A 21,572-nucleotide genomic window follows, 5' to 3' on the forward strand; every position below is an offset into this window, starting at 1 on the left:
GTATCAAAGACTCGTCCGCGAGTATCAAAGACTCATTCACGAGTATCAAAGACTCATTCAGGAAGTGCTGATATTATGTCCGGTTGAACACTTGTGTTTGCGAGCGTAATGAAATGAAGCGAAGCAATCCCAACACCCTTGCGATTGCTTCGCTACCCTGCGGGAACGCCAAGGGCGAACGCTCGCAATGACTATACTTACTCATTTACCTTGAAATTTACAGCCACTGCATCAGGAAAACTTTTTGCACCACTGTCCTACCACCTCTCCCCTTCTCCGCGTCCCCGCATCTCTTTTCCAGAGGGACACCCATGCACTTCGTACACAATGAATCAACAAAAATTCTAACCTCTTCTGCCTGGACACTGAGCGGAGTCGAAGTGTGCCCTCTGCCTTACTCTCCCGACAGCGGATGACTTTGCAAAACCCAAAGGCGAAACAGTTCTACAATAATTCGCCACCGTCCCTCAGCCTGTGCAACCACATCATGACGTATTAACATACTGAGCGCTGCTTGTAACTGTTCGCTACCCAAAGCCGTAGACTCAGCTAAGACATCTAAACTTAACCCTTCTGGGTGTGGTGCGAGTACCTGTATTATCGCCTGCTGACCATCAGCACCCCGCATCGCCTGACCCCAAACTCCATCAAAATAGTAGCGTCCCCGCTTGAAAAACTCAGAATCGTTGATAACTGCTGCTACATCTTCCACCGTGAAAACCGGATTGCGCGATCGCCCTTGCTCAAACACAAAGTCATTGTAGCGGCGCACTAACTGGAATCCCACCCATTGCACTAAATAAGGTTGACCAGATGTTAAGGCATAAATTTCATCTAGCGCTTCCGGGGTATAGTCAAGGAGGAAATCTTCACCTGGATTAGCTAAGATTTGCCTAGTAGCTGCACGTTTGAGAAACCCTACAGGAATGTCGATGACACTGCCAAAGAAAGGATGAAAATAATCTGCCGTCATTTCCTCCAAGGTGTGCAGTCCAGCAAAAGCAAAGGCAACTTTAGAACTCATTTGCACCAACCCCCGCAGAAAACCTATAAAATCTTGGGGGATTCTTCCCGCTTCAATTAGTTCTTCAATTTTCTCAAACTCATCTAAGGCGATGATTAACCCACCTTCTAACTGTGCTTCTACCTGTTTCAAATAACGTTCAAAAGTCCGGTAAGGGAGGTTGAGCAAATCTGCATCAGTTGGGGGTGGAATTTTCACAGCTTGCGAAATTTCATCAGTAATTGCCATTAGCACCTCGCCAACTCCTTGCGGAGTATCTCCCAACCGCAGCAGGTTGACATAAACTAGCTGTATTCCTGAACCTAGAGAATTAGCGGCGTTAACAAGGATAGAAGTCTTACCCATACGCCTGTGACCGTAGAGAACTACAGACTGGAGTTGATAACCCATCACCCAGAGTTCTTCTAACTGTCTCATCACATCTTCTCGCCCAACGAAGAGATTACCTTGAACGGGGTCGCCTACTATATAAGGATTAATCACAGGCTTGGTGATGGCAACTTCTCCCACTTCACCAGCGATTTGTAACAAGCTTTCTTTCCAAGTTTGGGCGATATCTACAATTAGTCCGCGTTCTGCTTGCGGTAAAGTGTCGGCTTGATTCAGGATGTTAATGAGTTCACCTAAAGCGCGATTGAGAGCCAAAGACTTAGCAGAACGTGACACGCTGCGATTAACAAACTGGACATCTTCAACAACTCGACGCAGGCTTGTAATTGTACTCCAGGTAGCTGGACGTAAAAGGGGTTCTTGTGGAAAAGCAGGTAGTTGTAGCCCAGCAATGGAGCCTAGTTCTTTAGCTTCGTGAAACATTGCTAAAGTTTGGGCAAGGGTATACATCTCCTCACCATAGAGAAGAGAACGCACTACAGCAAAAGCTTTGGTTGCTATGATTGGCTGTTTTTCATGCAGATGCCAAAAACCAGCAGCAGCAGCACGGGCAGGGGTGTCTAAGAAAGTATCTGTTATAAAAATAACCTGTGCAACTTCCCACCAAGAATTAGGAACAATGCATAAAGGATCTATAGCCCTTAACCTTGGCTTTTTATCTAGAGAAACTGAAGCAAAATGTACTAGATTCCAATCAAAAGGAGCTTCAGCCAACCTAGAGACACGCCAAATAATTTCTTGTGATGCTGTTCTGGCAAGTACCTTATTAACTGCTTTTAAAACAGGAATAAATTGCAGGGTATATGCCAGCAATTCATTAGTATTATGCAAAGCTATTTCCCAATCGTGTTGTAACCAAATTTGCAAGCGCCTCTCAAGATTACTTAGAGGAATGGGAGTGCAGTGGAGGAGTAAGTAACTATCGATTGGGATTTTTTGTGAGTATAACAGTAAGCCAATGAACCAATTATCTAAACGTAGCACCGCAAAGCTGAACACCAGGGCAAACACCAGACCGAACACCAGGGCAAACACCAGTACAAACACCAGTACAACCGCTACGCCAAACGCCATGCCGAACACCAGACCATTTAGCAAACCGAACACCACGCCACTTACCACACTGAAAGCCACGCTGTTTACCTCACTGCCCACTACGGCAAACGCCACGCTGCCCACTACGGCAAACGCCACGCCACCTACCACACCGAATGCTATGGCGAACGTCATACTGCCTGCCACACTACTCACTACGCTGCCCACCACAGCAAACGCCACACTGCTTGCCACTCCAGCCGCCATGCCAAATACCACGCCAACCGCCACGCCCAATGCTACGCCGCCTACTATTCCACCCGCCAAGCCAACCGCTACACCCCCCGTCACGCTGACACCAACTATTAAGCCGAACCATCTGAGGCATTTACCAGTAAGTTCCACCTTTACCGGGTCATTTGCACCAGGAGACGGGTTGGCAAAAAAATTGACGAATATGGCGCGACATTTTATTTTTTGGATCTCCGTGAAGGGAACGTCTATTATCTGAACAATTAGACCAACAGCTACTGATATCACTACTGTCAACACTAACCCTTGGAAAAGCAACTGACGCTGGATAGGATTTTGACGCAACAACTCCCATCCTTTTCGCCAATTCATTTCACTGTCAGCAATATTGCCGCCCCCGAAATTATCCACATACCATCGCAAAGCTTGGGGAAAGAAAAACACCCAGTACAACAAGCGCAAGTAATCCAAGGGGTTCCACAGCGAGAGGGGACGGCGCAATTTGGGTGCTAAGTCTAAGCGCGGTACAGGCGGGTGTTGAGTCATAATTCAGTTTTCATCATCTCCATATACTGCGAGTAGGTTCGATGGCACAAATACATAAGTCGCTGGGGGTGTCCGCCACTTTCTTGGGTAAGTTGAATGATTTCCTGTTCTGTAAAACTCACCTGAGTATTCGCTAAACGACGGTGAATAAACTCACGAACCATATTTTCGTCCCAAGGCTGGATAAATTCTTCAATGCAAACGCCTTGAAAGGGTGAAGGATTATCTCGGCTATCAGGAAACAGAACATCCAGGTGTTCGCTGGCTGCAATCACCAAGCGCAGAGGTGGGTTAGCTTGTCCATCAGCCAAACCGCGCAGTTGTTGGCGTAATTCCCTGGTGAAACCATCCCAAGTCATTTGTTGTACTTCGTCTAATAACAGCAATAATTGCTGTTTCTGTAATTCACGAATTAGTTGCCGACCTTTACTGACAGGGATTCCCACCTGATAGCAGAGTTCATCATAAAAGTCTTCGTCATTAAAAATTAGGCTTAAGTTGAGATAAATTGCCTTGCGAGGTTTTAGCAGCCGATGTTGTGCCTGTTGGTAAATAGCTTGGAGTAGAGAAGACTTGCCGATTTTTTTCTCACCAATCAGCGCTACGCTACTGCCACTGTTTAGGGTTTCAAATACTCTGGTAATCTCTCTTTCCCGACCGAACAATAGATGCTGTTCCGTGATGATGTCATTGAGGGGAATAAATGGGTTATCTGTGTAAGCAATAACAGGAGGAACAAGATTATTGTTTTTAATTCTCAACCATTCTAAATATTGAGGTTTAAGCCAAGCTAAAAATTTGGCATCTTTGTCTCTACTGCTTCTCTGGTTGTAATCTGGGAAGCCTTCCCGGTTTGGATGAGGGGAAAATCGCTCATTGTCTGGGAAGCCTTCCCGGTTTGGATGAGGGGAAAATCGCTCATTGTATATTGTCCACATCTGCCTTGTCACAGTTTCAGCCGAGATGGGAAGGTCAGGGTTTTTTAATGATTGCTCTGCAACCTGATTATTGTCATTGACAATATCCTCATCAGGAAATTTCGCCAAAAGAATCGCCTGTTCCTTCTGGCTCAAACTATATTTAAGGCATACCTCCACGAGTAGAAAGTTTTGCCAAGAGTTCATAGTTATGCTCTACTCCTCAACACCTTGGCAAGCGAGGCTTCACTGGCAAGGCTGAATTTAACTGAATTTAAATATAGCGCTTTTCCGATTATGAGAAAATGCGGAAAAATTTTTCCGGTATTTTTCAGAATAACCAGAAAGCTCTTTCTGGGACATTATCGAAGCAAAATTTTATGATTTTGATGTTAAAGATATTGAGTTTTGCTTAAAAAGTAAGTTGGAGGAGGAAAATTAATATGAGATTATCACTAGAAAAAGTAATCGTGCCAGTGGGTGTTGCCCTGATAGGCTTGGTGGGTGCTTTGGGTGCTGCCTGGATTAATGTAAACCCTAATAATAAGCCAGAAATTAAGCCTTCTACATTACAATGCAACCTAAATATTGCATCTAAAATTTGTGTTGCTAATCTCACTGTGCAAATTAATAGCGACGAACCTCTGCAAGTAATTAATCATCAACGGATTCCTCTGAAAACTGGGGATAATTTAAAAGTCTTAAATCTCAGCTATTGCATACCTTCTGAAGTCAGCCTTAATAAATTAGAAGCAAAAGCTTATTTGTTCAAAAATGGAGTTGAGACTTATAAAGATGTTCTATCAACTCCTAGTCATTTTGCAATTCATGCAGGTGTTTGTCACAAAATGGGCAACTTCCAAACAAGCTGGAAACTTGAGCCAGGACAACACCAAGCGATGATTCCTATCATCAAATATGATGGCAGCAACAGAATTGTTGACAAGAGTTTCTACTTTACTTTGGATGTTGGCTCTTAAATGTTGCAAGATTCTCAATTAGCACCATCGTCCGCCTTGGAATGAATTCCAAGGCTAATAGCCTAAGTCCACTCAAGTGGACTAAAAACTTTACCAGTTGTCTTTAGACGAATTTAGCTATTAGCCTAATAATTTATTCTCTTCTCAGGTGATTGTGAAGAGTGGTGCTAAGTAAAATCTCGCCTGATGCGAATGAGTGCTTGGTTTAAACCTTCGCTGTGAATCCAGCCGACAAAGCCACCGTAAATCATTCTGTCATTGCGATCGCTGATAAAAACATGGTCAACGTCAAGTTGATTTTTCCAAGTTCTCACCACGCTTCCATCCCGCAGCCTCATAATCGGGTTGGAACTTTTAAAATCTCTGTGGTGTGCGCGAGTTATACCGGGGACATTTTCTAGGATGGCGATCGCTTCTTTAACATCATCTGTTGTATTCTCAGTGACTACCGTTGCACAACCGCATCCATCAGTTACAGTTGTCTTGAGTCTGTCTTTCATATCGCCATCAAACAGCGATAACGAATCAATCTCTTCTAAAAGTTTGCCATGTGGTTCAGTTTGTCGGCGTTGGCAATAAACCGCTGTCAGCAAGTCTTCCAGGCTGACTTTTGCTAAAGCATCAGTAATTAAACCCGTCAGTCCCAACACAGCAATTCCACCCAGCATCCCCGCCGGGCCGCCCAAAAAAGCTAAAGCTGCGGTAATAGCAGCAGCACCCGTAAAGCCTGTAGCAGCCATTGTGATTACTAAAATCACACCCGGTAAACCCAAAGCAGCGACTTTTTTGACAACTTCATCCATACCCTGTCACCTCAAGACAAGATTCTCTCTGAAGTCTTTTCTAACACTTCCGCTATATAAACTTGCTTCAATGACAGCAATATTTTCTTGTATACCCAACAACCGCCGCAGTCTGGAAGCCTAGAGCTAATGATACCAAGCCTCCGGAGGCAGGCTTTGTTCTTTTAACCACACCATTCTATGGTGATGGCGGGATTTTGGAATAATGAGAAATTTAAGTCCTAATTTTCACAGCCTCTTAACTATGCTGCAAAAACTCAACCTTAGGTAATAAAGGATCGGTAACAATGCCCACGCCGTTAAAACTCCAGCGTTTGAGTAAACTATTCACCTGTGTACCAGGAATAGATTCTACAGCAAAGCGGTTTGCCACCTCTGCGGCGTGGGTGTTGAGATAGCTCAAAGCATCAAAGTTTTCTTTAAACAACAACAGATAACCCGATGTTTCAGCGTTGGGACGAGCTGTAAGATAACGACCATCAGATTTTGAGCGCACCAGATAATATACTTCGGACAGCATGGCGAACAGATGGGGAAACGGGGAATGAGGAAGATGAGGGGGGCAAGGAAGACAAGGAACAAATAATGACTCTTGCTATTGCTTTTTGACTATTGACTGTTGATCCTTGACTCTTAACTAATTCAAATCTTCTAAGCGAATGCGTGGATCGGCAGCCTTCAGCAACAAGTCAGCAGCTAAATTACCAAGAATTAACAGTACTGCACCCATCACTAAGCTTGCCATTAATAAATATAAATCTTGAGCTTGTAAAGCTTGTAAAGTTAACCTACCTAAACCTGGCCAGTTAAAGAACTGTTCGGCAATGAACGCACCGTTTAATAAACCAGCTAACTCAAAACCTAATAAGGTAATTAAAGGGTTAATCGCATTGCGCAGAGCATGAACATAAATCACACGGTTTTCTGGCAATCCTTTAGCACGAGCCGTTTGAATATAATCTTGACGTAGAACATCCAATAATTCGCCGCGAGTAATGCGTTGCAAGCCAGCGAAACTTGTAATCGAAAGTGCGATCGTTGGTAAAATCATGTGCCAACCAAGATCGAGGAGTTTGCCAAACCAGGACAGTTCAGAGTTATTGATGCTAGTCATCCCACCCACGGGAAAAATAGGTGAGGTGAGTTGAGCGAAGATCAGTAGGAATAGGGCAGTTATGAAACTGGGAAATCCTTGTCCGGTATAGCTAATTACCTGCAAGACACGGTCAATCAACTTATTTTGCTTAACGGCGGCGATAATCCCTAAAGGGATAGCGATCGCCCAGGTGATAATTAAAGAAGCGATCGCTAACAGTAAAGTAGCTGATATGCGTTCCCCCAACAGCGAAGCCACAGAGCGTTGGTAAACAAAACTAGTGCCAAAATCTCCTTTTGTAAAAATTCGCCACAGCCATAACCCAAATTGCTCTGGCCAAGACTTATCCAAACCAAACTGCCGCTTTATTTCCTCAATTCTTTCTGGAGAGATTTTGGGGTTTTGCCGCAATGTATCTACATAATCCCCTGGAGCCAGTTGAATAATGAAAAATGACAATGCTGACGCTAAAAATAAAGTCAACAGTGCCTGTAGTAACCTTTTCATTACATAAATAAAGGTTTCACTCGTGACCAGCCTAATTAGCCAGTCCCGACCTGTCTCCATAGAAATTCTTGTAGATGTCATATGCAGTTAGTCAAGGGTCAAGAGTCACAGGTCAAGAGTCTGTAAGCGGGACTTTGAGACTCTTGACTAATATTCAATTAGGGAGATAATCGGCACATCTGGCAGATGTTTACGTCCTTGTAAATCCCGTAGCTCGATAATAAACCCAAAGCCCACTAATTCGCAGCCAATTTTCTGCACTAACTTTGCAGTTGCACTCGCTGTTCCGCCTGTGGCAATTAAATCGTCCACAATTAAAACTCGGCTACCTGGGTGTAACGCATCCTGATGCACTTCTAAGGAGTCTGTACCGTACTCCAATTCATATTCGATTGAGTGCACTGCTCCTGGTAACTTACCTTTTTTGCGGGCGGGAATAAAACCAGACCCTAATTTATAAGCTAAAGGAGAACCAAAAATAAAACCCCGTGACTCCATTCCCACAATGTAATCTGGGTGCAATTCCTTCTCGACACACTGTTGAGCGAAAAAGTCAATAGTATAGCGCAGCCCTTGAGGATCGCGCAGTAGCGTAGTGATATCTCGAAATAAAATTCCAGGTTTGGGAAAATCTGGGATATCACGAATTAGCGACTTCAAATCCATAAAAATTGGTATTAGGGATTGATTATTGGGAATAAGAGATTAGGCATTGAGCATTGGTGATTTAGAAACTTCCTTTTTCGCGATCGCCAGTCTCTAATCACCAATTCCAGATACCTGACAAATCGTACACTATAATGTCATACGCTGGGGATCAAAGCTCAAGTTTCGGCATCCATTGACGATAACTTGAATCTAACTCAAGCTAAGGATGGAATTGCACTACCAAATGGGGTTGATACACTTATGTGTTAAGAACTTAGATTTCAGTATACGGAAACCTTTGAGTAGAAGAAGTAATGTATATATCAGGCAGTACTACTACTGCTACAAGCCTAATGTTTTTGTATGGCTATTTATCTTAAATTAGTTTTACCTAGTCTGTTGGAACCGCACAAGGTATCTATAGAATGAATGTCTCCGCAAGTTTAACACCTTTCAACAGTCCTCCCCCGCCCTCATTGCCTATGATTCTGGATACCTTACCCGATCCGGCGACAGAGGGACAAGGATGTCCCCGCAGAACTCGGGTACAAATCGATCTAATTTTACTGGCAATTGAAGCTTTAGAACTGGGTGGTTCGGAAGCCATCCTAGCTTTTGCCGAAGAATTGGATCTAAAAGGAATTATTAAAGATCGAGTGAATTTATGGCGAATGCGTAGTTCTAACCCACTACGACGAGCACACATGCGCCGCCCCTTAACAATCATGGAAGCGAAAGCTTTGGTGGTTATTGCTTGTTACATAGCGCGGCGTTTGACAGTTGTCATTCGTCAGTTGCTAATGATTTATCAACAAATGAATGAAAAGCAAATTCCACTAGAACAAAATTTACGGCTATCTAATTATCTAGAGCGATTTAGAACGCATTTTAAGAGTAGGATGAGTTCCCGGCGTTCTGGAGCACTGGCATTAAGTTCTGATGAAAAATTAGACGATTTGGCTATAAATTTGTTGGGACAACTACTCTTCTGTACTGGCACAGCTGGAATGCAGCGGTTCTGGATCAGTCTTTTTGATGGGGAAGTAGAATGAATATTCAACGTAAATATAGTCTACCTAATTGTACTTTGCTCTTAGAAGGTTTAAGTGATGCCAGCAGAGCAGCACACTTTCAGGAGTTGCGTCCGGAACTATCAATATTGGTAAATGCAGAATGCTATTTATCTAGTTATAACCAGCCCTTAGTCGGTGGACGGGAATTTTTTGAAAGCTTGGTGAGGGCTGTTAGTGCTTATGCTCAAGAATTTTTGAGTAATGTACCAAATCCTCAGGCACATAATCGAGATTCAGAGTTAGTAGAGTTACAGAAACTAGACATTGATCGCCACAGATTGATTGTACATTCGGAGGGCGAACCTGAAGGTTTTGATGCTAACCCTAACCATACTAAAGAGCCTGTTCAAATAGATTTGAATACGGTACAGCTATTTGACTTAGTAGAAGCGGTCGATCAGTTTTTCGCTGACAGCCAAACTTTACCAGAGCTATCGCTGGAATTACAACCAGTTACCAGACGCAGTAGTATTGCCAGTCAAGCTGTGCTCAAGCAGGCAGTACCTGCTAGTATTGGAGTCTCAAGTTTAGCGGTAGCAGCAGTTGCTTTAAGCTTGATTCCAGCGCCCCAAGTACGTCCACCAGAGCCAAAGTCACAAGATCAAACTAACTCTACAACACCTAGTGCCACACCTAGCGCTACTCCGGCGGCTGTTGAGTCTACAGATCCTGCATCAGCGATCGCTCCCACAGCTAACCCAACAACTACACCTATAGCTGCGGCTGCTATCACTCCTACGCCCGCTCCCACACCGACAACAACTCCCGCAGTTAAAGATTTAGAAGCACTTTTAACTACTGTTCCAGAAATTACTGATGCGTCTAAGCTACGTGCATTGAATCGCCAACTCTATAACCAAATTAATCCAGCTTGGACTAATCGCTCAGAATTAAAAGAGGATTTAGTTTATCGTGTAGGTGCGGCTGCGGATGGTGCGATTGTTGGTTATAAAGCGGTGAATCAAAAGGCAAATGAGGACGTGCAAAAAACTCCTCTACCTAACTTACTTTACAATCCTGCCAACCGTGGCTCTACTAGCAATGAACCAATTGCTCAATTTAAAGTTGTCCTGACTAGAACAGGTGTGCTGGAAGTTAGCCCTTGGCGAGGATACGCTAAGACACCAGAAGTTGTTGGGGCAAAAATTAGTGACCCCAAAGCAGTCAAAGATTTAAGCCAGAAGCTTTATAATACAGTTCGCCAAAACTGGGGTGGTACACCCAACTTTGAGAGAAATTTGAAGTATCGGGTGGCGGTCAACAAAGATGGTACGATCGCCGATTATGAACCGCTCAACCAATTTGCCTATGACTATGCTAGGGAAACTCCGCTTCCCCAGTTGTTACAAGCAGCTTACGGTTCCAATTTAGTTGCTCCCAACACTAAAGAACCTCTTGCCCATTTCCAAGTAATATTTCAGCCTAGCGGCAAATTAGAAATAGCTCCTTGGCGTGGATATCAATAACAGGGAACAGGGAACGGGGAATAGGGAGACAAGGGGGAGCAGGGAGCAGAGGGAGCAGGGAAAGAAATAACAAATGACCTTTGACACTGGACTGTTGACTAATGACAAATGACAATTGACTATTGACTATTTACTTAACAATTCGCCCCATATAATTTCCCCATAACTGAGCTGCTTGCGCACTACTACCAGATGTGGGGGAGTTATTGTCATTGCCTAGCCAAATCCCAGTAACCAACCGCCGACTAGGAATAAAGCCGATAAACCACAAGTCAACGTTGTTATTCGTTGTCCCTGTTTTACCAGCTTCCCCTAGTCCAATGCCAGCACTGCGACCTGTACCCCTTGCTACTACCCCCCGCATTAAGCTAGTCATCTCATCGGCTACATCATTGGATAGCACTCGTTTGTTGCCATCTGGATCTTGGTCGAAAGAGTAAATCACGCGGCAGGTTTTTAAATCTTTGCGATCGCGGCAATCACTACTGTCTAAAATCCTACTAATTGCATGGGGGGGATTCCATACCCCACGATTGCCAATTGCGCCAAAAGCACCAGTCATTTCCAAAACGTTAACCACGCTTTGACCGAGTACTAAGCCAGGAACCGGATCAAGTGCTGATTTTATCCCCAAACGTTGGGCCATTGCTACTACTTTATCCAGTCCGATTTCTCTCGCCACCCGCAAAGCGATAGGATTTTCCGAAAGCGCCAGCCCTGTAGCTATATCTAAACTAGTGTCAGCACCAGCACGACAGGGTTTGTAAGTAAAGCCTTGCCAAGTTAAAGGTGCACAGGAATAACTCCTAAAGGGTGAAATTCCTTGCTGAATAGCAGCAGTGTAAGCAAAAATTTTAAAGGTGGAACCTGGTTGCCTTTTGGCTTGAACTGCACGATTGAATTGAGTTTTTTTGTAATCTGTACCGCCCACCATAGCCAGAATCCCGCCTGTGCTCGAATCCAAGGTAACGAGCGCACCTTGAGAAAAGCCAAAACTTGACCCAGCGTTATTTACCGAATTGCGTAAGGCTGCTTCTGCTTGAGCCTGAATCGCTGGATCTAGCTGGGTTTCAATAATATAATTACCTTCTTTTGCCGCTCCTTCACCCAAAATTGATTCGAGTTCTTGGAAGACATAGCTGTAAAAATAAGGACTGATAGTTTTGGCTTGCTGTTCGCAAACCTTAGGACTCACTTGGACGGTGGAACGTCTAGCACGGTTGGCATCCTCCGGTTTGATTTGCCCCATTTCTACCATTCGCTTAATCACGCGATTGCGGTATTCAGCTGCTTGAAGCTTATTTTGACCATCGCCACAAAAATCGAAGGCGTTAGGCCCTGGCAAAATTCCTACCAAAGTTGCGGCTTCCGCCAAAGTTAATTCTTTAGCCGACTTATCAAAGTAGTATCGCGCAGCATCCTCAAAGCCAGAGGTATCCGCACCCAAAAACACTCGATTTAAATAAGTCAGCAAAATGTCGTCTTTGCTATAAAACGTCTCTAGTTTGAGAGCAACGACTGCTTCTCGTAATTTTCGTCCTAGAGAATCTTGTCTGCCTACATAATCGCGGAACAAACTGCGGGCAACTTGTTGAGTAACAGTACTAGCACCTTGCTGCACATCACCAGTGCGGCTATTAATCAACACAGCACGCAAAATCCCCAAGGGGTCAACCCCAAAGTGCCAGTAATAACGACTATCCTCCGAGGCGACCACAGCTTTTGCTAAATAAGGGCCAAAATCCTCTAATCGCTTCATGTCTACGTGCGATGTAGTTCTTGGCTCACGCAAAGGAGTAGCACCATCACGGGCGTAAACAATCACTGGGGCGCGGGTGGTTGTGGGTAAAGGTCTTACCGAGAACTTCAGCCATTCAACACCAATTACTAAAGCAAATAAAGCACTGACCCCACCAACACCATAAGCTGTCCAAGTGGCTGCTTTCACATACCAAGCTGGTGGATCGACATATTGCAGGCGCACGGAAGCGGCGAGTTCGGGTGGACCCAAGGTCAGGATATCACCGTGACGTAATTCTAAAGAAGCGATCCTTCGCTTGCCACGGTAAATACCATTAGTCGAGTTTTCGTCTTTAATGATGAAAACAGGGGTACGTTGCGTAGAATCGCGGGATAACGATAGATGAATTTGACTGACTACTGGGTTCCGAATAACTATATCGCTGGATTTGGAACTGCGACCTAGAATATAGCGATCGCCTAACAAAGGATATACCTCTGCCTTATCTGCCCCCGCATCCTGCACCCAGAGTTCCGGTACTTTGGCATTAGGCTTGAGCGCTAGTTTGGAAAAATCTACCCTAGCTTGAATTGTATGTACTGCTTGCGTCAGTTGACCAAGTATCGTTTGGGGCTTTTGAGGGGGTTGCGGGGAACTCATCGGCTATTTACATCACGCCTATTAACGAAAAATTAGGAGAATTATAATCTTAATGGTAGTCTTACACCATTTTACTCATAAGCCTAAGCAGAAAATGGCTGTACTGATTTTTTTTGAATATATTTTACATCTAAAAAATAGTTAGTCAGCATATTTACGTTATTTATTCTGAGCACTTATTTACCTAAGCAACTACTAGTATTTTGCTGCTAGAATGCCTATTATATATAGTATTAACAGGAATAAATATCCAAGACAGTAAATTTGCTTTTGTATTTGGCAGAACTTGCGATCGCAAAATTAACGATGTAAATTTTACCGCTTTAACATATCCACATATGTTGCAGCAAAAATATACATCCCTATTTAGACAGATTTTATAAATAATTTTGTTTGATTTAATGGGCGGAGTGTTCCGTTGAGGTTAATTCAGAATGAAGGGAAAAACTCTGAGCCTGATTGGTACGGCCCTAACTTTGGCGCTGAGTGCTAATGTTGCTGCCGCCCAATCAAGTAAATCCTCCATTGCCCAAGCTAATAGTTCATCCACTAGTTCACCAACGGAAATTAAGATGTCACCAGAAGGCATGAAAATTCTGTGTGAGTATTTTCCGCTGAATTCACGCTGTCCAGGTGGCACCGCAGTCAACACTGGTGCTCCTAGTAGCGGTACAACTAGTCCTACTCCTGATAATACAACACCAGGAAGCCCGAGCAGCCCTGAGTCTCGTCCTTCTGGGACATCAGGACCAGACACTACTACAATTCCTTCTGAGTCAACTCCTGTACCAGGAAGCACCACCACACCTGGATCTACCCCGGATACAACTCCAGCACCAGGAAGCACTACCACCCCTGATTCTGGTACTCCTAACAAAATAACTCCAGCACCAGGAGGCGCTACCACACCTGATTCTGGTAATCCTGGTAGTTTAACTCCAGTGCCAGGCAGCACTACCACCCCTGATTCTGGCAATACTAACAAAATAACTCCAGTACCAGGCAGCACTACCACCCCTGATTCTGGCAATACTAACAAAATAACTCCAGTACCAGGCAGCACTACTACACCTGATTCTGGTACTCCTGGTAGTTTAGCGCCAGCGCCAGGTAGCACAACCATACCCGATCCTAGCAACCCAGGTAGCACTACCGAACCAGGTGCTAGTTCTCCAACTCCAGTTCCAGGTACTGGCTTACCAAAAACTCCATCTACTGGTAACTAAAAGCTGAGGCCGAATTCTGAGATTAATTTGCCAACCATAGATAGTCAGTTGATCTGACATCTTGCACCAGTTAATAAAATTACATACTGTGCAATGCAAAGTTCCAAAAACCAATATCTCAAGTTCTGGTTAAATATCTTTAAGTAAAGATTTCAGCTAATGTAAGCCTGGGGGTAAAAACCTCCAGGCTTAATAGCGTTAAAAATTTTTGTAGATGTTTAAAAACCAAATTACTGTAGTATTTTTTCAATACTGCGTAGTAGTGCGATCGCTGTTTTTACGCAGATGAGATACGAGAATTAACTCCGAAAATTTTATTCCGCTCAAATGCAACATTCTACTCAGATTTGCCTTCAGCCGCAAATAAAGTATTAGCTAAATCAAGATTTGAATATCGATAATTACCGGGATCTATGACTTGAAGTTGGTGTTTTTTGCAAAGAAGCTATTAGCAAACAAACAATACCTATACTTATAAATGAATCTGCCATATTAAATACAGCAAAATTAATCAGCCGAAAATCGAGAAAATCAACGACGTAACCTAAAATAAACCGATCAATTCCATTACCCATTGCTCCACCTAAAATCAAGCCATAGCCAAGCTGATCCCACAAGTTTAATAATGGGCTAAATAGTGCTAGTCCGATCAAGACCAAACTCACTCCCAAAGATAGCCAGCGCAACCACTCCACTTTTCCACTTAAAAGACTAAAAGCTGCACCAGTATTAGTAACATAAGTAATGTGAAAGACATCTTGTAAAAGTGGTAGTGTTTGTCCCAATTTAAAGGTTTGCACCACCCAGTATTTTGTCAGTTGGTCAATGAAAAAAGCTATAAAAGCAGCGAGCCAGAAGAGGTGATTTTTTAAACGCATGAAATTAGGAACTAGAGGCTAGGAACTAAGGACTAGAGTGTAGGGATGAGAAGAATAGTTTTTGGTTTTCGCTCTCTAGCCCCTGCATAACTAGTAAAACATTAAATGTCTTAATACATATGCTATTACAGTAACGGCACAAACTACAGTAAACTGTCCTGGTAGTACTGACCAGGAATATTTCAGAATTGCTTGCATTAATGTTAAATCTTCTGTGCCTTTCCACTGGAAAAAAAAGCTGATTGTCAAATAAGCAATACCGCAGATGTGGACAGATAACAAGCCACAAAGACAACTAAATGCGAGACTTTCAACTCTAGGCCTGGCTTTAAATGCTAACAAGCCACAAATCCAAGCTCCAGGAATAAAGCCTAGCAAATAACCAAAGTGAGATAACTTTACATAACCGATACCGCCACCTTCGGAAAAAACTGGTAGCAATGTTAAACCCATAACTAAATAAGCAATTTGCGAGAGCGCACCAGCATTTTTGCCTCCTAAACAACCTACTAGAAGCACCGCACCAATTTGATAACTGACACCTAAAGAAAAAGTTTGAATACCGTGCTTACTCCAATTCCAAGGTAAGGTAATGCCATAGGCTTCTAGGAAGGTGCTACCCATTGTTAGGAGTAAGCCAATCATGGACCATAATAATTGATTGGAAGCAGCAAACATTAATATAAAGGAAGAAGGAATAAGCAAGCAAAAGACATTACAACAACTAGTCTAAGTATTAACATTCAAATCAAAGTTGTGCTGGCACATTAAGCAGTAAATAAATATTTTGATTGTGCAATCAGTAGTTTCAAATGGACTCAGGCTCCGAATGGAGAATTTGCTATGTCTACATGATCAGCCACTAGCGGCTATGTTCACAGTTAAAATTAAAGCGTTTAATTATATCACCTTTATATTGATTTAAATAGTTTTTTCATTACTTGAGAAACCAAAATTACACTATACAAACAGGTTTTGTAGATATGTTGTACATAATTTTTTCAGCATCAAATGTTACACCTGTAATAAATGTATAAATTATATCTGAAATCAGAGAATTTCCTTTAGGAAATTCATCTAAAAAATACAGAGATTTTTCACGTTGTTAACCTCTTGTTTACCTTCAAGTTTACCTTTTAGAGGTATCTTAGAAGCGCTCACTTGCAAGTTGACTAAAATTGACAGCAATGCTCTCACGTTTAAGTGCAATAAAAAATAATCGCCTAACAGCTTCAATATCAGTGTTAGCACTGACAATTAGCCTAGCTGCTTGTGGCGGACAGCAAACCCCAGACAATACAGCTACTAAGGAATCACCTGGTACTGCTACGGATACTACTGCCTCCAACCCAGGCAAAAAATTGGATCTAGGTGGAAACATTTCCTTGACAGGGGCTGGTGCATCTTTTCCTGCACCGCTTTACATAAGTTGGTTTACTGATTTGAACAAAAAATATCCCAACTTGCAAGTTAACTATCAGTCAGTTGGTAGCGGTGCTGGCGTTGAGCAATTTATCCAAGGTACTGTAGACTTTGGTGCCAGTGATGTTGCCATGAAGGATGAAGAAATCCAGAAGGTGCAGAAGGGTGTAACTTTGCTGCCTGTGACAGCAGGTAGTATTGTGCTAGCCTACAATCTACCTGATGTTCCAGAACTCAAGCTACCACGGACAGTTTACACAGATATTTTATTAGGCAAAATCAAGTCTTGGGATGATCCCCTCATTGCCAAGGCTAACCCTGGCGCAAAGCTTCCTAAACAGCCGATCACAGTTGTATATCGTTCTGATGGTAGCGGAACCACAGGTGTGTTTACAAAACATCTGAGTGCTATCAGCCCAGAGTGGAAAACAAAAGTCGGTGAAGGTAAAAGTGTAAAATGGGCAGTTGGTGTTGGTGCAAAGGGTAACGAAGGTGTTACTGCCCAAATTCAACAAACTCAGGGTGCAATTGGTTACATTGAATATGGCTACGCCAAACAAAATAATCTCAAATTTGCAGCTTTGGAAAACAAAGGTGGTAAATTTATTACACCTACCGATGAGTCGGCATCTAAAACCCTAGAATCAGTAACTCTGCCAGAAAATCTCCGCGCTTTTATTACAGATCCAGAAGGTGCAGATTCTTATCCCATAGTTACCTATACTTGGATTCTGACTTACAAAAAGTATGATGATGCTGCCAAAGCCAAGGCAATGGAAGCCTTAATCGAGTACGCTTTAACTGATGGTCAAAAGTTAGCTACGGAACTGGGGTATGTTCCTTTACCCCAACCTGTAATTGCTAAGGTGGCTGCGGCTGCCGATCAAATCAGTCCCGATTATAAGATTGCTGTTGGCGGCGCTACTAGTGCTAGTAAATAGCATTTTTGGTAGCCAAAGTCAAGAGCAAGAGGATGGGGAGCTATAAGTCAATTAAATTTTGACTAAAATTATTTAGATTTGTCGCTTTCTGAGTGCTCCCAAATTAAAATCCTAGTTTCAGATTCAACAGTTTATCTGGCGACAATTCTACTAAATCTGGTTCCCTCCCACATTTTTCTTGATCTAATTTTTTAAGTCAGTAGTCATGGCTACAAATACTCAGAATCTGCAAACAGCGATCAAAAATCGCTCAGAAATAGAAAAGTCGCTAGATCGGAGCTTTATTTGGCTGACTCGAATTTTTGCATTGGCGATCGCTGCCACTTTATTGTGGATTACAGTACAGGTTGCGATTGGGGCTTGGCCAGCTATCCAGCAGTTTGGTGTGGGCTTTTTAGCCGAGAGCAGTTGGAACCCAGTTAATAATGAATACGGAGTACTGCCACAAGTTTATGGAACTTTAGTAAGCTCTTTTATTGGTCTATTGTTAGCTGTACCTATTGGCGTTGGCACTGCGGTTTTATTAAGTGAGAATTTTCTGCCAACAAAAGTGCGAATTGTATTGGTATTTTTGGTAGAACTGCTCGCGGCTATTCCTAGCGTTGTCTACGGAATCTGGGGCATTTTTGTTTTAGTGCCAATTATAACTAACTTGGGCAAATGGCTCAACAGTTCCTTGGGCTTTTTACCAATTTTTAGTACGCCTCCCACGGGTCCAGGAATGTTGCCTGCGGGAGTTATTTTAGCAATCATGACCTTGCCAATCATCACAGCCATATCTCGCGATGTTTTGATTTCTATACCTCCGACTTTGCGTCAAGCATCTGTAGGATTAGGCGCAACTCGGTGGGAAACAATTTTTCAAGTTTTAATTCCAGCAGCCTTTTCTGGCATCGTTAGTGCTGTAATGCTAGCACTTGGTAGAGCTATGGGAGAGACAATGGCTGTTACAATGTTGATTGGTAACTCCAACAATATTAGTATTTCACTGTTAGCACCAGCCAATACGATTTCTTCCCTACTAGCAAATCAATTCTCGGAAGCTAGCGGTCTGCAAGTAGCGGCTTTAATGTACGCAGCTTTAGTTCTCTTTGTATTAACACTGATAGTTAATATTTTTGCAGAATTAATCGTTATCCGAATGAAGCGAATTTAGGGTAGTTGTGGGATGAATTATGACTTCTAGTTATCCAGAAAGCAGCCTGACACGCGCCCCTATGTCTAAGAGGACGCTTTTTAACACAATAATGACTGTCTTAGCATTTATATGTGGGTTATTGGCGCTTGTACCTTTGCTGGCAGTGCTTTCTTACGTCATCATCCAAGGTTTTAGCAGTCTAAACCCTAGCATATTTACGGAGTTGCCACCAGCGCCTTTGAGAAAGGGAGGTGGCTTTGGTAATGCCATTTTAGGAACGCTACTGATGGTAGGAATTGGTGCATTGATTAGCATCCCATTTGGCGTTTTAGGGGCGATTTATTTGACAGAATTTAGTTCTGGTAAAATAGCTAGATTAATCCGATTTGCTACTAATATCCTTAGTGGAGTTCCGTCAATTATTGCTGGGGTATTTGCTTATGGGATTGTAGTGTTGACGTTGGTAAAACTCAACTTAGGTTCTTATTCAGCAATAGGTGGTGGGTTTGCATTAGCGATTTTGATGTTGCCAATTATTGTCCGCACCACTGACGAAGCCTTGCAGTTAGTATCACAAGATTTGCGACAAGCATCTGTGGGTTTAGGAGCAACTAAATTTCAAACTGTGACGCAAGTGGTATTGCCGGCTGCTTTACCAGCAATAGCAACAGGAACAACGTTAGCGATCGCCCGAGCCGCTGGAGAAACTGCTCCTTTACTATTTACTGCTTTATTCTCCCCGTTTTGGCCGAATAGCTTATTCAAACCAACAGCATCTCTTGCTGTTTTAGTTTATAACTTCGCCACTACTCCATTTAAAAATTTACAGTCACTAGCTTGGGCAGCTTCTCTGATTTTAGTGTTGATGGTACTGCTCACCAGTATCATTGCACGCTGGGCAACTCGCCAGAAAGCTTAGTGCAGTATTGTCTGGTACATTACTACCCCCAAACTTACACAAGACTATTTATGGTTTCTAACATTAGCACAGTCAATGGTACCGAAACTGTATTACGTACAGAGAACCTGAATATTTACTATGGCAACTTCCTAGCTGTGCGGGACGTTTGGTTAAATATCCCAAAGAATCGGGTTACAGCCTTTATCGGTCCGTCTGGTTGTGGCAAAAGCACATTGCTGAGATGTTATAACCGTCTCAATGACCTGATTGAATCTTTTCGGGCAGAGGGTAAAGTTTATTACTACGATAAGAACCTGTACGCATCCGACGTTGATCCCGTAGAAGTGCGACGTCGGATTGGGATGGTATTTCAAAAACCGAACCCATTTCCCAAATCAATTTATGACAATATCACTTTTGGCGCGAAAATCAACGGCTACAGAGGAAATCTAGATGAATTGGTGGAACGGAGTTTGCGTCAAGCGGCTTTATGGGATGAAGTGAAAGACAAACTGCGGCAAAGCGGCTTGTCTTTATCTGGGGGACAACAACAACGGTTGTGCATTGCCAGAGCGATCGCTGTGCAACCTGAAATTATACTAATGGATGAACCGTGTTCTGCTCTTGACCCTATCTCTACCCTGCGGATTGAAGAATTGATTCATGAGCTTAAAGAGCAATACACCATTGTTATCGTTACTCACAACATGCAACAAGCTGCACGGGTTTCTGATATGACAGCCTTTTTCAATGTCCAACAGACCGATAAAGGAAGTCGTAGCGGCTACCTAGTAGAATACGACGCAACCGAATTAATTTTTAATAATCCTAAGCAGGAAGATACTAGAGATTATGTCAGTGGCAGATTTGGTTAAATATTACCAAATATGTTATTGGAATAAAGAGGTTTACATAGTTGTAAACTTTTCCTTACTAAAGCTATTAAATACTAGCTTGTAAAATCATTTTCTATAGCAATCTCTTTTGAATTGTCCAAAACTTATGTGTGGCTGTTAACAGTTGACAGCCACACATAATTTTTTATTTATGATAAATTACCATAGTTATACCATTTTGGATTTTAGATTTTGCGAAAAGTTGCGTGGTGAGGCAATGCGGTCTTGGGGGTTTCCCCCATGAGCAATTGCCGAAAGGGTTTCCCGACTTGAGCAAACTTTTCAAGACAGATTTTGGATTGTGAAACATCTATTGGATAAGCGTTTCAAGTTTCCATCTGTCGCAATCATTTTTCAAATCGGTATTAAATATTTACTTAAGATAGAAGTATTCTTACTAAATATTTATATTCCAATACGGTTCAGTTAGTGCAAAAAACATTAAACTCCGTAGCTTGGGGAACCACCTCCGAAGGCAGGTTACCCAACTTGAGGCGAGTCGTATTTGAAGAACAGAACCCAACATCTACCTCGGTTTTGTTAGGTTGCACTCCGTTTAACTCAACCTACAATTTTTGTCAACGCTATTGATATATAGTCAATGCTTTGTCCTTAACTATAAACTTAGAAATAAATCAATTTTACTCAAAAAAGGAATTGATTCATTATGAGAAATCAACTCGTTAAGAAGATGTGATTAACAGCAAACAAAGCATTTATATAAAGATAGTATATGAGTTTACCTTGAGGACAACTGAATCAAGCTTACAATAGCATCTACGCGAAAAACTCATCAGCGCTTACACGCTCTCAATTTAGCATTTTAACCACGGTAAGTAATCGCAACCATATCATATCTGCTCACATAACCATCATGACTACCGTTCTCTAGAAGTGTTCCCGCAGGGTAGGAAAGCAATATCAAAAACCCTGTGTTTGCGTTCTTTCAAGGGTCTACGTGAAACTTGCAATGACATATAGCAATCCTAAATGGTTTATGAGAAAACACCATATTCATGAAGTTTAGGGAAG

Annotated in this window: 17 protein-coding genes; 8 read left to right on the plus strand and 9 right to left on the minus strand. The window is 42.6% G+C overall.

What is annotated here, in order from left to right:
* Positions 1–394 precede the first annotated feature (394 nt).
* Both BV372_RS24930 and BV372_RS24935 read right to left on the minus strand, forming a co-directional pair.
* Positions 395–3,247 (minus strand): ATP-binding protein, encoded by a 2,853-nt coding sequence (locus BV372_RS24930; RefSeq protein ID WP_086689183.1) that lies wholly within the window; start codon positions 3,245–3,247, stop codon positions 395–397.
* Positions 3,244–4,371, minus strand: a complete 1,128-nt coding sequence (locus BV372_RS24935; RefSeq protein WP_086689184.1) for an AAA family ATPase — start codon at positions 4,369–4,371, stop codon at positions 3,244–3,246. Before BV372_RS24935 ends, BV372_RS24930 begins: the two co-directional genes overlap by 4 nt.
* A 236-nt stretch (positions 4,372–4,607) precedes the next feature.
* Here BV372_RS24935 and BV372_RS24940 point away from each other — a divergent pair, with 236 nt between their 5' ends.
* Positions 4,608–5,144, plus strand: coding sequence for a hypothetical protein (locus BV372_RS24940; protein WP_086689185.1), 537 nt, complete (start codon positions 4,608–4,610; stop codon positions 5,142–5,144).
* Between the two features lie 167 nt (positions 5,145–5,311).
* Here BV372_RS24940 and BV372_RS24945 read toward each other — a convergent pair whose 3' ends face one another.
* The 4 genes from BV372_RS24945 to BV372_RS24960 all read right to left on the minus strand — a co-directional run bounded on the left by BV372_RS24945 (position 5,312) and on the right by BV372_RS24960 (position 8,216).
* Positions 5,312–5,947, minus strand: a complete 636-nt coding sequence (locus BV372_RS24945; protein ID WP_086689186.1) for a hypothetical protein — start codon at positions 5,945–5,947, stop codon at positions 5,312–5,314.
* A gap of 238 nt (positions 5,948–6,185) precedes the next feature.
* Positions 6,186–6,467, minus strand: a complete 282-nt coding sequence (locus tag BV372_RS24950) for a hypothetical protein (RefSeq protein ID WP_086689187.1) — start codon at positions 6,465–6,467, stop codon at positions 6,186–6,188.
* Positions 6,468–6,584: 117 nt separating this feature from the next.
* Complete coding sequence (locus BV372_RS24955) at positions 6,585–7,631, minus strand: ABC transporter permease (RefSeq protein WP_086689188.1); 1,047 nt, start codon at positions 7,629–7,631, stop codon at positions 6,585–6,587.
* 66 nt (positions 7,632–7,697) lie between these two features.
* Complete coding sequence (locus BV372_RS24960; protein ID WP_086689189.1) at positions 7,698–8,216, minus strand: adenine phosphoribosyltransferase; 519 nt, start codon at positions 8,214–8,216, stop codon at positions 7,698–7,700.
* 407 nt (positions 8,217–8,623) lie between these two features.
* Here BV372_RS24960 and BV372_RS24965 point away from each other — a divergent pair, with 407 nt between their 5' ends.
* Together BV372_RS24965 and BV372_RS24970 are read left to right on the plus strand one after the other, a co-directional pair.
* Positions 8,624–9,250, plus strand: coding sequence for a DUF3038 domain-containing protein (locus BV372_RS24965; RefSeq protein ID WP_086689190.1), 627 nt, complete (start codon positions 8,624–8,626; stop codon positions 9,248–9,250).
* Positions 9,247–10,737: a DUF4335 domain-containing protein gene (locus BV372_RS24970; protein ID WP_086689191.1), complete on the plus strand. Its 1,491-nt coding sequence runs from the start codon at positions 9,247–9,249 to the stop codon at positions 10,735–10,737. Before BV372_RS24965 ends, BV372_RS24970 begins: the two co-directional genes overlap by 4 nt.
* Before the next feature lie 130 nt (positions 10,738–10,867).
* Here the strand turns inward: BV372_RS24970 and BV372_RS24975 are convergent, their stop codons facing one another.
* On the minus strand, positions 10,868–13,138 hold the full coding sequence (locus BV372_RS24975; protein ID WP_086689192.1) for a transglycosylase domain-containing protein: 2,271 nt from the start codon (positions 13,136–13,138) through the stop codon (positions 10,868–10,870).
* A gap of 434 nt (positions 13,139–13,572) precedes the next feature.
* On the opposite strand from BV372_RS24975, the gene BV372_RS24980 reads away from it, so the two are divergent.
* On the plus strand, positions 13,573–14,364 hold the full coding sequence (locus BV372_RS24980; protein WP_086689193.1) for a hypothetical protein: 792 nt from the start codon (positions 13,573–13,575) through the stop codon (positions 14,362–14,364).
* Between the two features lie 401 nt (positions 14,365–14,765).
* Here BV372_RS24980 and lspA read toward each other — a convergent pair whose 3' ends face one another.
* The gene (lspA, locus tag BV372_RS24985) at positions 14,766–15,242 is read right to left on the minus strand and encodes a signal peptidase II (protein WP_086689194.1); all 477 of its coding nucleotides are present in this window, start codon (positions 15,240–15,242) and stop codon (positions 14,766–14,768) included.
* 90 nt (positions 15,243–15,332) lie between these two features.
* Positions 15,333–15,920 carry a biotin transporter BioY gene (locus BV372_RS24990; protein WP_086689195.1) on the minus strand — a complete coding sequence of 196 codons (588 nt, stop codon included), beginning with the start codon at positions 15,918–15,920 and terminating at the stop codon, positions 15,333–15,335.
* A 509-nt stretch (positions 15,921–16,429) separates the two neighbouring features.
* On the opposite strand from BV372_RS24990, the gene pstS reads away from it, so the two are divergent.
* The 4 genes from pstS to pstB all read left to right on the plus strand — a co-directional run bounded on the left by pstS (position 16,430) and on the right by pstB (position 20,519).
* Positions 16,430–17,605, plus strand: coding sequence for a phosphate ABC transporter substrate-binding protein PstS (gene pstS, locus BV372_RS24995; protein ID WP_086689196.1), 1,176 nt, complete (start codon positions 16,430–16,432; stop codon positions 17,603–17,605).
* 205 nt (positions 17,606–17,810) lie between these two features.
* On the plus strand, positions 17,811–18,761 hold the full coding sequence (pstC, locus tag BV372_RS25000; protein ID WP_086689197.1) for a phosphate ABC transporter permease subunit PstC: 951 nt from the start codon (positions 17,811–17,813) through the stop codon (positions 18,759–18,761).
* Between the two features lie 19 nt (positions 18,762–18,780).
* Entirely contained in the window at positions 18,781–19,662 is an 882-nt protein-coding gene (gene pstA, locus BV372_RS25005; protein ID WP_086689198.1) for a phosphate ABC transporter permease PstA, read from the plus strand.
* 50 nt (positions 19,663–19,712) lie between these two features.
* On the plus strand, positions 19,713–20,519 hold the full coding sequence (pstB, locus tag BV372_RS25010) for a phosphate ABC transporter ATP-binding protein PstB (RefSeq protein ID WP_086689199.1): 807 nt from the start codon (positions 19,713–19,715) through the stop codon (positions 20,517–20,519).
* Positions 20,520–21,572: the final 1,053 nt, after the last annotated feature.

The sequence above is a fragment of the Nostoc sp. T09 genome (assembly GCF_002154695.1).
In the GTDB taxonomy this organism is placed as follows: domain Bacteria; phylum Cyanobacteriota; class Cyanobacteriia; order Cyanobacteriales; family Nostocaceae; genus Aulosira.

Coding starts and splice junctions, on each gene's coding strand:
- BV372_RS24955 (WP_086689188.1), bottom strand. CDS start 7,631: ATGACATCTACAAGAATTTCTATGGAGACAGGTCGGGACTGGCTAATT.
- BV372_RS24965 (WP_086689190.1), top strand. CDS start 8,624: ATGAATGTCTCCGCAAGTTTAACACCTTTCAACAGTCCTCCCCCGCCC.
- BV372_RS24975 (WP_086689192.1), bottom strand. CDS start 13,138: ATGAGTTCCCCGCAACCCCCTCAAAAGCCCCAAACGATACTTGGTCAA.
- BV372_RS24940 (WP_086689185.1), top strand. CDS start 4,608: ATGAGATTATCACTAGAAAAAGTAATCGTGCCAGTGGGTGTTGCCCTG.
- BV372_RS24935 (WP_086689184.1), bottom strand. CDS start 4,371: ATGAACTCTTGGCAAAACTTTCTACTCGTGGAGGTATGCCTTAAATAT.
- BV372_RS24970 (WP_086689191.1), top strand. CDS start 9,247: ATGAATATTCAACGTAAATATAGTCTACCTAATTGTACTTTGCTCTTA.
- BV372_RS24950 (WP_086689187.1), bottom strand. CDS start 6,467: ATGCTGTCCGAAGTATATTATCTGGTGCGCTCAAAATCTGATGGTCGT.
- pstB (WP_086689199.1), top strand. CDS start 19,713: ATGGTTTCTAACATTAGCACAGTCAATGGTACCGAAACTGTATTACGT.
- pstC (WP_086689197.1), top strand. CDS start 17,811: ATGGCTACAAATACTCAGAATCTGCAAACAGCGATCAAAAATCGCTCA.
- BV372_RS24945 (WP_086689186.1), bottom strand. CDS start 5,947: ATGGATGAAGTTGTCAAAAAAGTCGCTGCTTTGGGTTTACCGGGTGTG.
- BV372_RS24930 (WP_086689183.1), bottom strand. CDS start 3,247: ATGACTCAACACCCGCCTGTACCGCGCTTAGACTTAGCACCCAAATTG.
- pstS (WP_086689196.1), top strand. CDS start 16,430: ATGCTCTCACGTTTAAGTGCAATAAAAAATAATCGCCTAACAGCTTCA.
- BV372_RS24990 (WP_086689195.1), bottom strand. CDS start 15,920: ATGTTTGCTGCTTCCAATCAATTATTATGGTCCATGATTGGCTTACTC.
- pstA (WP_086689198.1), top strand. CDS start 18,781: ATGACTTCTAGTTATCCAGAAAGCAGCCTGACACGCGCCCCTATGTCT.
- lspA (WP_086689194.1), bottom strand. CDS start 15,242: ATGCGTTTAAAAAATCACCTCTTCTGGCTCGCTGCTTTTATAGCTTTT.
- BV372_RS24960 (WP_086689189.1), bottom strand. CDS start 8,216: ATGGATTTGAAGTCGCTAATTCGTGATATCCCAGATTTTCCCAAACCT.
- BV372_RS24980 (WP_086689193.1), top strand. CDS start 13,573: ATGAAGGGAAAAACTCTGAGCCTGATTGGTACGGCCCTAACTTTGGCG.